This window comes from Sorangium sp. So ce367 (genome assembly GCF_051520455.1).
Classification (GTDB): Bacteria; Myxococcota_A; Polyangia; order Polyangiales; family Polyangiaceae; genus Sorangium; species Sorangium cellulosum_B.
The window spans coordinates 9,588,032-9,599,601 of record NZ_CP150334.1 but is presented as its reverse complement, the minus strand read 5'-3'; the positions used below and the strand labels follow the sequence as shown (position 1 = coordinate 9,599,601).

Here is an 11,570-nt window from a genome sequence, read left to right as displayed (position 1 = left end):
TTGTCGGGGAGGGGCTCCTGCTGCCACTGCCGAGGCTGCCTTGCCCATCGCCTGCATGACGAGCCCGTCCCCTCCCTTCCCGTACACGATCTCCGAGACCATTCGCGAGGGCCGCGGTACCGCCGTGTACCGCGCTGTTCGAAACGCCGACGGCCATCCGGTCGTCCTCAAGGTGCTCGACCCGAGGAGCTGCCGGCCGAAGGACCTCGCCCGGCTCACGAGGGAGTACGAGATGGGCAAGATGCTCGACGTGGCAGCCGTCGTCAGGCCCCTCGCCCTCGAGATGTACGACGGGGCGCTCGCCCTCGTCATGGAAGACTCGGGCGCTGAGCCGCTCGATCGGCTGCTCGGCGCGCCGATGGCGATTGGCAGGTTCCTCGATCTCGCCGTCCGCATCGCGGATGCCGTCTCCGACATCCATCAGCGAAACGTCGTTCACAGAGACCTCAAGCCCGCAAATATCCTCGTCATTCCCGCCACGGGCGAGGTGAAGATCGCCGATCTCGCGCTCGCCTCACGGCTCTCCCGCGAACAGCACGCCCTGGAGCCGGCCCGCGTCATCGAGGGGTCCCTCCCTTACATGTCGCCCGAGCAGACAGGGCGGATGAACCGTGGGGTCGACAGCCGCAGCGATCTGTACTCCCTGGGGGTCACGCTCTATCAGATGCTCACGGGGAAGCTCCCCTTCGACGCCCGGGACCCGCTCGAATGGATCCATTGTCACGTCGCCCGCGCGTTCGCGGCGCCGTCCAAGGTGGTCCCCGACGTGCCGGAGGCGGTCGAGCGCATCGTGATGAAGCTCCTCGCGAAGATGCCCGAGGAGCGCTACCAGACGGCCCGCGGCCTTGGCCATGACCTGAAGCGGTGCTTCGACTCATGGCGCTGCGACGGCAGCGTCGCGCCCTTCCCGCTGGGCGAGCAGGACACGTCGGGCCGCCTGCGCATCCCGCAGAAGCTCTATGGGCGCGACGAGGCGATCGCGGCGCTGCTGCGCGCCTTCGAGCGCGTGGTCGACACCGGATCTCCACAGCTCGTGCTCCTCTCGGGCTACTCCGGCATCGGCAAGTCGACGCTGGTCCACGAGCTGGACAGGGCCGTCGCGGGCGAGCGGGGGTTCTCCGCCTCGGGAAAATTCGATCAGCACAAGCGCGAGATCCCTTACTCCACCATCGTGCAGGCCGTTCAGGAGATCGTGCTCGAGCTCCTCGCCGAAAGCGAGCGGATCGCGGCCTGGAAGCAGCGGTTGCTCGAGGTCCTCACGGTCAACGCGCAGCTCATCGTCGACTTGATCCCGCAGCTCGAGCTCGTCATCGGCCCGCAGCCCCCGGCTCCCGAGCTGCCGCCGGTCGAGGCGCAGAACCGGTTCCGCACCGTCTTCCGGCACTTCATCGGGGTGTTCGCCCGGAAGGAGCACCCCCTCGTCCTCTTCCTCGACGATCTCCAGTGGGCCGACTCGGCGAGCCTCGCGCTCTTGCAGGATCTGGTGACCCACCTCGACACGGGCCATCTCCTCGTCATCGGCGCGTACCGCGACAACGAGGTGACCCCCTCGCACCCGCTCATGGCGGCGCTGCACGAGGCGAGGAGGGGGGGCGCGCACGTCCAGGAGCTCGTGCTCGGCCCGCTCTCCCGCGAGCACCTGTCCATGCTCGTCAGCGATATGCTTCAGTGCCGCCCCGAGGACGCCGCGCCGCTCTCGGCCCTGGTCCACGAGAAGACGGCCGGCAACCCGTTCTTTGCGATCCAGTTCCTCCTCGCCCTCCACGAAGAGCAGCTGATCGAGCTCGACCCGCAGGCGGGCGCCTTCCGGTGGGACATGGCGAAGATCCGCGCCAAAGGCTTCACCGACAACGTGGTCGATCTGATGGTCGACAAGCTCGCGCGGCTCCCCGCTGGCACCCAGGAGGCGCTGAAGCAGCTCGCCTGCCTCGGGAGCGCCGCGGAGGTCGGCGTCTTGACGATAGCGTGCGACCGCTCGGAGGAGGCGCTGCACGCGGAGGTCTGGCAGGCCATCCTCGCCGGGCTCGTCCTCTGCCACGAAGGCTCTTACAAGTTCCTCCACGACCGCGTCCAGGAGGCGGCCTATTCGCTCATCCCGGCGGCGCGGCGGGCCGCTGTGCACCTCGAGATCGGCCGGCGCCTCGTGTCCCGTCTGCCCGGCGGGGCGGTCGAGGAGCGGGCTTTCGACGTCGCGACCCAGCTCAATCACGGCGCCCACCTCATCACCGATCCACGCGAGAGGGAGGCGCTCTGCCGGCTCAACCTCCTGGCAGGGCTCAAGGCGAAGGCCTCGGTCGCCTATGCCTCCGCGCGCAGCTACCTGGCGCAGGCGACGTCCCTCTTGCCGCAGGACGCCTGGAGCGCGCGGTACGAGGACACGTTCAGGCTCCACCTGGAGCTCGCCGAATGCGAGTCCATCACCGGCAATTTCCAGCCGGCCGACGAGCTGTTCGACCTGATCCTCCAGAACGCCCGCTCCAGGCCCGACCGGGCCAGGGCCCACCGGCTGCGCATGCGGCTCTACCAGATCGCCGGGCGGCACCGCGACGCCATGGCGGTGATGATCGAGGCCCTGCGGCTCTACGGGGCCACGCTCCCGGAGGTCGACGAGGAGATCCACGCCGCCGTGGAGGCCGAGATCCGGCAGGTCCCGATCGCCTTGCGCGGCCGTCGCGTCGCCGATCTCGTCGATGCGCCCGTGGCGACCGACGAGGACGTGCGGGCGTTCATCAGCCTGGTCGCCGAGTCGGCTCCCCTCATGTTCTCCGTGCGACCGGCGCTCTGGCCGCTGCTCGCCGCCAAGGGGGTGAACGCGTCCCTGCAGCACGGACACGCCGAGGAGTCCTCTTTCGTTTATAGCATTTACGCCGCGGTCATGGTGTCCCTCCTCGGCGACGTCCCCTGCGCGTTCCAGTTCTCCGAGATGGCGATCCGGCTCAACGAGAAATTCAAGAGCATCACGGCCATGCTGAAGGGGAGGCTGCTCTTCCACCACGCGGGCGTCATCAGCATCTGGCACAGGCACTACGCGACGAGCATCCCGCTCATGGACAAGGCATTCTTCGATTGCCTCGACGTCGGAGACTTCATCTTCGCCGGCTACTTGACGTACAACATGGTGTGGATCGTCCTCGAGAACGGCGATCCGCTCGACCGCGTCATCGAGGTCGCGCGGAGATACACCGCCTTCGCCCGGCAGACCCACAACGACGTTGTGTACAACGTGGTCCGGTTCGAAGAGCAGCTCGCGGCGAGCCTGAAGGGAGCGACGCGGGGGCCCACGAGCTTCGACGGCGGCGACTTCGACGAGGCGAGCTCCCTCGCGATCCTTCAGAAGGCGGGCTTCGGCCTCGGGATCGCGATGTTTCATATCATGAAGCAGATCGCCGCGTTCACGCACGAGCGTCACGCCGAAGCGCTGGAGTCCGCGGCCACCGCCGCGCTGATGCAGGGGCAGGCGGCGTCTCTGGCCATGGAAGCGACGCACCACTTCTACCACGCGCTCACGGTGACGGCGCTCCACGCGGAGGCGCCGGCCGAGCAGCGGCAGCGATTCGCTCAGGCGCTCGAGGCGCCGCTCCAGAAGCTGAGGCGCTGGGCCGAAAGCTGCCCCGAGAACTTCCGGAGCCGCTACGCCCTGGTGTCCGCCGAGGTCGCCCGCATCGAGGGCCGGGACCTCGACGCGATGCGCCTCTATGAAGAGGCCATCCGCGCGGCGCGCGAGAGCGGCTTCGTCCACATCGAAGCGCTCGCCTACGAGCTCGCGTCTCGGTTCTATCGAGCGCGGGGGTTCGAGCGCTTCTCCGATACGTACCTGCGCGAGGCCCGCTCGTGTTACGTGCGCTGGGGGGCCGACGGCAAGGTGAAGCAGCTTGAGCAGCGCTATTCGCAGCTCCTCGAGCGGCGGCCGATCGAGCCGACCGCCACCTTCGCGGCCCGCGCGGAGCAGCTCGACGTGCTCGCGGTCGTCAAGGCATCGCAGGCGATCTCGGGCGAGATCCTCCTCGAGAAGCTCCTGCGGACCTTGCTCGAGTTCGTCCTCGAGCAGGGAGGTGCGCAGAAGGGCTGCCTCATCCTGGTGCGGGACGGCGGCCTGACGATCGAGGCGGAGGCCGCGATCGAGGAGCGACAGGGGACCGTGACCAGGGTTCTCCAGTCGTTGCCGGTGTCGTCCTCTCCGCTCCTCCCTGCCTCGCTCCTCCACTACGTGCGGCTCACCAAGGAGCGCGTGCTCCTCGATGACGCGGCCGCGAAGGCGGGCAGGTTCTCGGGGGACGAGTACATCGTCCGGCACAACCCGAGATCGGTCCTCTGCGTCCCCATCTTGCGGCAGGCCGAGGTGCTCGGTCTGCTGTACCTCGAGAACAACGTCACGACGCACGCGTTCACGCCCGAGCGGCTCCTCGCCCTCGAGCTGCTCGCCACGCAGGCGGCCATCTCGCTCGAGAACGCGCTCTTGCTCGCCAGGGAGCGCGAGGCGCGGGCGGCGGCGGAGGCCGCGGAGCGGCGCACGGCGTTCCTCGCCCACGAGCTGAAGACGCCGGTGACAGGCCTCCATCTGAAGCTCGACGCGCTCGCGCGATCGATCAAGCAGCAGGAGACGGTCTCCTCGTCCTGGCTGTCGTCGTCCCTCACGTCGTTCAAGCGCCAGCTCGGCCGGCTCAACCTGCTGATCGACAGCCTGCTCGACCTCTCGCGCGTCCAGAAGGGGCGGCTCGCCCTGACGCGTGAGCCGGTGGACCTGGCGGCCCTCGTGCGGGACGTCGTAGGGCGGCTGAGCGAGCAGGCCGAGCTGGCTGGGTGTGCGCTCCACGTGCAGGCGGAGCGCGCCGTCGTGGGCCAGTGGGATCGGCTGCGGCTCGAGCAGGTCGTGACGAACCTGCTCACGAACGCCATGAAGTACGGCGCCGGAAAGCCGGTCCGGATCGTCACCGACGGGGACGGGGCCGTCGCTCGCCTGTCGGTCTCCGATCAGGGCATCGGGATCTCCGAGGCCGACCAGCGGCGCGTGTTCGAGGCGTTCGAGCGCGCGACGGGGCTTCATCAAGCGCAGAGCCTCGGGCTCGGGCTGTACCTTGTCCGGGAGATCGTGCGAGCGCACGGAGGGCGCGTGGATCTGCGCAGTCAGCTGGGCTCGGGGACCACCTTCGTCGTCGTGCTGCCCGTCGAGCCGGAGCGGGAGCTCGGCCTCGCGCAGCCGTCCTGAGGAGAGGGGCGCGCGGGCCGCCTTTTGCCAGCTGGGCCTTGCGGCGCGGAGCCGAGGGGATGGAGGAGTACTTTGGCCGAAGGTGGGGTCTCTTGAACCGCCAGGACGCCATGAGACGCCATAACGATGTGATGTCGAGGCGGGCGGCGGGCCACGGGCCGGCTGATTCGGGCTGACACCGCTCTCTGGCTCGTGCCTTCGCGCATCGCGTTCTCGCTCATCGCACGACGGCTTCGCGCTGGACTCCACGAGCGATTTCGACGGGACGTTGCAGCGCCTGTACCACGAGGGCCGCGAGGCGAGCGGTCGGGAGCCCCGGTTCCGCCTCTGCCTGGTACAGGGCCAGGGGGAGCGCGGGCAGCGCCGGCAGCCCGGCCTCCCCGGGGCCGAGCGCCCGCACGCCGGCGGGCAGGCCGATCGGCGTGCGCACCGTGAGCCCAAGCCCTGCCGCCGCCGCGGCCCAGAGCCCGCCCAGGTCCGGGCTGGTGAACACGAGCCGCCACGGGATGCCAGCGCGATCGAGCGCCGCTGCGGCGGCATCCCGGAACCGGCACGGCGCCTCGATGGCCAGGAGCGGCAGCGGCTCGCCCTCCGCCCCGGTCCACGCAGGGCACCCCGCGGCCGACCCGATCCAGCGCATCGGCAGCTCGGCCAGACGCTCGCCATGCGGCGCGCCCATCCCGTCGCCCCACGCGAGCGCGAGATCGAGCCGGCCCGACGTGACCTGCTCGAGCAGCTCCGCATTGCGCGCGACCCGCACTTCGATCCGCACCCTCGGGTGGGCGCGCGAAAACCGCCCGAGCACCCCAGAGAGCAGCACGTCACCGAAGTCCTGTTGCAGGCCGAGCCGGACCCAGCCCTCGAGATCGACGCCGCGGACCGCGGCCGCCGCCTCATCGTTCAACTCGAGCAGGCGGCGGGCGTACGCCAGCATCGTCTCGCCCGCCTCCGTCAGCGCGAGACCGCGCCCGGCCTTGCGAAAGAGCGGCGTGCCCGCCTGCTCCTCCAGCTTCTTGAGCTGAGCGCTCACCGCCGAGGTCGACCGGCCCACCCGGCTCGCCGCCCTGGCGAAGCTGCCCAGCTCCACCCCCGTGACGAAGCTGCGCAGCACGTCGAGATCGAAGGTGACGCGTTGCATGTCAACCGTCCCGTTTTTCTGAACTATCAATACAAAATTACCTGATTTTCAGCACGATGGTGCTCCGTCATGCTGGTGGCGTCAAGGCGAACCGGAGCCGCCTGACAGAGCACAAGGACCCACACTCCATGCGTTTCGCTCACGTATCACGGCGGAATGGCGAGCCGCCGCTGCGCGAAGGGGACCTCCCTCGCGATCTCGCCGACAGCCCTCGTCGCACGCGGCGTCCGGGGAGAGCGCTCCCCGGGAGCGGGCGCCGCCTATCCCGGGCTGCGCTCGCGATAGCGACAGCCTTGCTCTGTGCCGGCGCGGGATGCACGCGAGACTCGGTCCTGGAGCGAGCCTCGCTCGGGACTCACGCGGTCGCGGGCGGGAAGGCCGTGACCCGCGTCGAGGTGCAGCGGCTGACGTTGCCCCCTGGGTTCAAGGCCGGGCCGCACACGCATCCCGGTCCGGCCGTCTGCTATGTGACCGAAGGGCGTATTCTATTCCAGGTGAAAGGCCAACCGGCCAGGTACTACACGGCGGGGCAGACGATCTTCGAGCCCGCGAGCACGCCCATCGAGCGCTTCGACAACAATTCCAGCTCGGCCCCCACGACCTTCATCGCCACCTACCTGCTGGGCGACCTGGACACGGAGTTGCTCCACAGGCTCCCCTGACGCCAGCACCGGACGGGCGAGCAAGGTCGCGCCGACGGTAGCTCAGCGCCTTGCGCAGGCGACTGCCCTCGGCCACGTGCGGATTGTCCAGCTGCTATACGGGGGGCAGGTCAGTACTTGCCGGTGACCGCGAGCGAGATCTGGGTGTCGTTGCGGTTGAAGACGTCGGCGTTCATGGCGCCGTCGCCGCGGATCATCGGGGCGTTGTGCTCCAGGCCGATCCTGGCCGATGCGTACTTGATGGGCGAGTAGGTCATCGCCATCGACCACGAGTACGCGTTCGCGACGTACCGCTCGTCGCTCGCCTCGGACGCGTAGTCCTCGCGCGATGCGTAGCGGACCGCCCAGTAGCGGGCCAGGCTGAAGCGGACGTCGAGCTTGCCGTACGGCTTGTCCTTGAAGATCGCCTCCTCGAGGAACAGGCCGGGGGCGACGACGAACTTGGTGTTCATCGTCCCCTCGGGTCCGGCGCGCTCGGCGTAGCGGTGGTACCGCCACTGCCCGAGCAAGCTGATCCCTGCGACGAGGTTGTGCAGTGTCGTGTGGACCCGGCCGAGCGACAGGAGCTCCGGTGTGAGAATCATGTCGCGCGCCTGGCTCAACCGCGATGTCGGGAGGTACACCCCGAGCGAGTGCTCGAAGGAGAACCAGGGCTTCCCCTTCGGCAGCACCTCGAGCTTGTGCTCGTACGTGCCACCCAGGGACATGTCCTGGAAGAACAGCCCCGACTCGCCCTCTTCAGCGCTCCACGTCCTCTGCAAGACCTCCAGGGTCAGCCAGCCCGTCAGCCCCTTCACCCTGGGGATATCGACCGCGCCCATCAGGCTATAGACCATGAACCGGTCGTTGGCCGGATCGTCGTCGCTCACCACCGTCTGCCGGTACTGCACCTTCCCGGAGACGTGATACCAGCGCTCGTCCTTCGCCTGGCCCTCCCCGTCCGAGACCTCGTCCTTCTGGGGGTGAGCCGGCGCTAAGCCCATGGTGACCACGGCGGGTGTGGTCGTGGCCGCGGTGGGTTTGGCCGCGGGGGGTGCGGCTGTGGCCGCGGCGGGCGCAGTCGTGGCCGCAGCGGATGCGGCCGTGTCCGCGGCGGGTGCGGTCGCGGGGGGGACGGCCGCGTCTGCGGCGGCCGCGCCAGCGGGAACCGGTGCAGCCGGCGGAACCGGTGCAGCCGGCGGAACCGGTGCAGCCGGCGGAGCCGGTGCGGCCGGCGGAGCCGGTGCGGCCGGCGGAGCCGGTGCAGCCGGCGGAACCGGTGCAGCCGGCGGAACCGGTGCAGCCGGCGGAACCGGTGCAGCCGACGGAACCGGTGCAGCCGGCGGAACCGGTGCGGCTGACGGAGCCGGTGCCACCGAGGGCGTTGGGTTCAGCGTCTGGGCCGCCGCCGGAAGCGTCGCCATGAGCGACCCCCCCAGCAGCGCGAACAGGGTGCTTGCTGCTCGCTTCACGTCAGAACCCGGTGAAGTTGTTGTAGTACTCGTAGTAGGCAAGCAGGATCTTCAGGCCATAGTTGTCCAGATCGCCCGGGCGCCCCGCGTTGAGATCCTCGTTGTAGTCCTTCATGAACTGGAAGCTCACCGGGCTCCTGGAGCGGCTCGCCACGAGGTGCCAGCCCTGGTCGGGCAGGAACGCGTAGGAGAACTGCTCGCCGTCGTGAACGAAGAGCTGCGCCGGGTTGTCCGGGCTCGTCGCCTCGGCGAGCGCCTCGGCGCCGTAGACAAGCTCGAACTCCTCCTGGTTCTCGAAGCGCTGGATCGCGATGCGCTCCTTCAGCGACAGGTTGTCGACCAGGTTCGTGTTCGTCGCCGACGCGAAGAGGTTCACCGCGAGGAAGCGGAACCAGGGGAATGTGTCGTAGCTCGCGCCCAGCATGTTGTCGAGCACGCGCTGCGACAGCGCCGCGTTGCGCTCACCGAACGGCGCGTCGTACATCGAGACGTAGGTCGAGACGTTCGGGTTGTAGTTGTAGACGTCCTGGAGATCCATGAAGGCATAAGACGCGTACAGCTTGTCGACAACGATGCCGAGCCGGAGCACGTCGCCGAAGAAGGGATCGAACTCCGTCTGGTAATTGCGCTGGCTCGCCGGCTGGTTGATGATCGCGTCGTAGAACGCCATCGTGAGGTCGATCGCGGACGAGATGTCGTCGTAGAAATCGACCGAGATCGCGTCGTACTCCTCATCGGTCAGCACCTTCCGGCCAGGCGTCACCTGATCCAGGCTCTTCAGCGTCTGCTGCACGCCGCCGCCCGCCCAGTCGAAGATCCCGAGGTACCACATGCGCTGCAGCGAGAAGATGTCGTTGTAGACCGTGCCGGTGTACGCGCTCGTGTCCCAGAACGTGCGGTACGCGCGACGGTTCCTGATGTTGTAGAGCCAGTCGTAACGCTCGATGGAGTTGAGCACGATCTGCGAAGGGGTGATGCCGAGGTCGTGCGCCGTGCAGAGCGGCGAGCGGTAGCGGTGCTCGTCGGTGCAGTAGAGGTAGTCGTGCGCCATCACCTCGTCGCGCTTCTCCTCGGTGCCGTAGATCCACGTGAGCGCGGCGCGGTCGTAGCCGCCCCAGCCGTGCTGCGAGCCCGCCTCCTGGTACGCCTGCACGTAGTCCATGACGGAGGACGAGAGCTCGGTGCCCTCCATGTGCTTCGCGTCCACGCTCCCGTAGAAGTTGTGGCGCAGCCCGAGCGTGTGGCCGAACTCGTGGATCGCGACGTGGGCGACCACGTCCTCGATGACGCGCTCCGTGAACTCGGCGTCCGTCTCCCATGTACCGTCGTCCTTGCAGACGCGCGCGCCGTTCGCGACCGCGCTGATCGCGTCCTGCGCGTTGAAAACGTAGATGTTTTTCCGCGCGAGCAGGTCCTCGCGATCCGCCTCGAGCTCGTCGTGGTTGCGGCGGAACCGGCGCATCTCGTCCGCGAAGTCGTTCTGCGCCTCGATGCCGTCGCGGCCGTAGAGCCCCACGGGGCCGTACGGGTTCTCGTTCATGAGGATCGAGTGCATGGTCTCGTCGAACTGGCGCTCGACCGCCATGCGCTCCTGGAAGTTCGCGATCGGCGTCCGGCTCTGCATATAGACGTACTGGTTCCACTCGGGCCGCACGTAACGGTACTCGGGGAGCATCCGGTGGTAGTCCGCGAGGAACGCGTCGCGCCCCCGCGCCGGCGTCGGCAGGAAGAGCTCCGCAGGCTCGTCGTCCGGCCCCGGATCGGGCAGGTCCATCACGCGGCGCATCTCGGTGAAGAGCGCGCTCCGCAGGCGCGCCGACGGCGCCGCTTTCGCGGCGCGCTCGCCCGGCTCGCAGGAGCTCTCGAGATCCGGCTGCTCCGCGCCGCTGTAGGTGAGGAACTCGTCGATGAGGTACCGGTAGTAGTCGAGGCCGACGTTGTAGAGGTTGACGTTCGCCGAGATCGTCTCGCCCGTGCGCGGCTGCGCCGTCGACGGGCCATAGCCGAGCAGACCCCGGGTGCTGTCGATGTCCTGGTGCCACGCCACGAACGAGTACCGGAGATCGCCGAACTCACGCTCGACGCCGCCGTCGTCGTGGTCGCGGAAGTCGACCCGCAGGCGCGCCCCGGACTCCGCGAGCACCTCGTTCGTCTCCTCCTCGATCTCGTCGAACATCGGCTTGAACTTCGGCGGGAAGCCCGGGTGGAAGTAGTAGACAACGGGCTCCTCACGGTTCGGATCGAAGCGCTTGAGCAGGCTCTTCGCGTCGAGCAGGCCCGTCACCGGGTCGCGGTAGAGGCTGAGCTGCTGGAACGCCCCGTACTTCTTGTTGACGGGGTCCTTCTCCGCCACGACCTCGGGTTTGTACTCCGACACCGGCGGCCGCCAGAACGACAGGCGGTACCGGATCGTGACCGTGCCCGTGCCCGTCGCGAGCGAGACGAGGTCGTAGCAGCCGCCCTCGGTGGTGACCGCGTAGTTCGCCTCGAGCACGAAGCTCAGGTAGTCGTCGTCGGGCTCCCACTGGTACGTGTCGTCGACCAGGTTCACGCTCGTCGGACGCGCGCACTCGGTGAGGTAGTCGCCGTAATACCAGGCCATCGCCGTGATCGGGTCCATCGACGCCGTCTCGAAGTCCACCTTGAATTTCTGGCGACGCTGCCAGCGCTCCTCGGTGTTCTCTTCGAGGTAGTTCGTCCGCTCGCCGTCGAGGTTCTCTCGCAGCTTCACGTCGACGTGCTCCCCCTCGAACTCCATCACCACGCGCTCGGCGCGCGTGGACGTGTCGTCGTTCGGGTCCTCCGGGTCGTCCGGCTGGAGCCTGCGCCCGTCGAGGACCTGCAGCTTGTCCTCCGTGAAGCGGAAGTTCACGGCGTAGAGATCGCTCTCCATGCCGGGGAAGGCGTAGTCGCCGAGGACGTTCGGCGAGCTCGCTTCCACCACGGTCACCTTGTAGAGCCACGCGTCGTCGCGGCCCTCGGCCGGCTCGGTGAGCGCCGCCTTCTCGACGTAGATGGACTCGTTGACGAGGCCGTTGCGGACGGGACGATGATCGACGCAGCCCGCCGCGTAGAACCCCGCCAGCATGAGCAAACAAGACTTCACCTTCATG

General features: G+C 68.4%; 5 protein-coding genes. 2 read left to right on the top strand and 3 right to left on the bottom strand.

Features of this window, described 5'->3' with window-relative positions:
- The first annotated feature begins 40 nt into the window (after window positions 1-40).
- Entirely contained in the window at window positions 41-5,206 is a 5,166-nt protein-coding gene (locus WME97_RS36345; RefSeq protein WP_437544576.1) for an AAA family ATPase, read from the top strand.
- A gap of 217 nt (window positions 5,207-5,423) precedes the next feature.
- Here WME97_RS36345 and WME97_RS36340 read toward each other — a convergent pair whose 3' ends face one another.
- Entirely contained in the window at window positions 5,424-6,344 is a 921-nt protein-coding gene (locus WME97_RS36340) for a LysR substrate-binding domain-containing protein (protein ID WP_437544574.1), read from the bottom strand.
- Between the two features lie 380 nt (window positions 6,345-6,724).
- On the opposite strand from WME97_RS36340, the gene WME97_RS36335 reads away from it, so the two are divergent.
- Complete coding sequence (locus tag WME97_RS36335; RefSeq protein ID WP_437544572.1) at window positions 6,725-7,006, top strand: cupin domain-containing protein; 282 nt, start codon at window positions 6,725-6,727, stop codon at window positions 7,004-7,006.
- 110 nt (window positions 7,007-7,116) lie between these two features.
- Here the strand turns inward: WME97_RS36335 and WME97_RS36330 are convergent, their stop codons facing one another.
- Window positions 7,117-7,989, bottom strand: a complete 873-nt coding sequence (locus WME97_RS36330) for a hypothetical protein (protein WP_437544570.1) — start codon at window positions 7,987-7,989, stop codon at window positions 7,117-7,119.
- Between the two features lie 469 nt (window positions 7,990-8,458).
- Window positions 8,459-11,569, bottom strand: a complete 3,111-nt coding sequence (locus WME97_RS36325) for a zinc-dependent metalloprotease (RefSeq protein WP_437544568.1) — start codon at window positions 11,567-11,569, stop codon at window positions 8,459-8,461.
- Window position 11,570: the final 1 nt, after the last annotated feature.

Bases quoted from the DNA above. Each gene is read 5' to 3' on its own strand.
- WME97_RS36340 (WP_437544574.1), bottom strand. From the start codon at position 6,344: ATGCAACGCGTCACCTTCGATCTCGACGTGCTGCGCAGCTTCGTCACG.
- WME97_RS36330 (WP_437544570.1), bottom strand. From the start codon at position 7,989: ATGGGCTTAGCGCCGGCTCACCCCCAGAAGGACGAGGTCTCGGACGGG.
- WME97_RS36325 (WP_437544568.1), bottom strand. From the start codon at position 11,569: ATGAAGGTGAAGTCTTGTTTGCTCATGCTGGCGGGGTTCTACGCGGCG.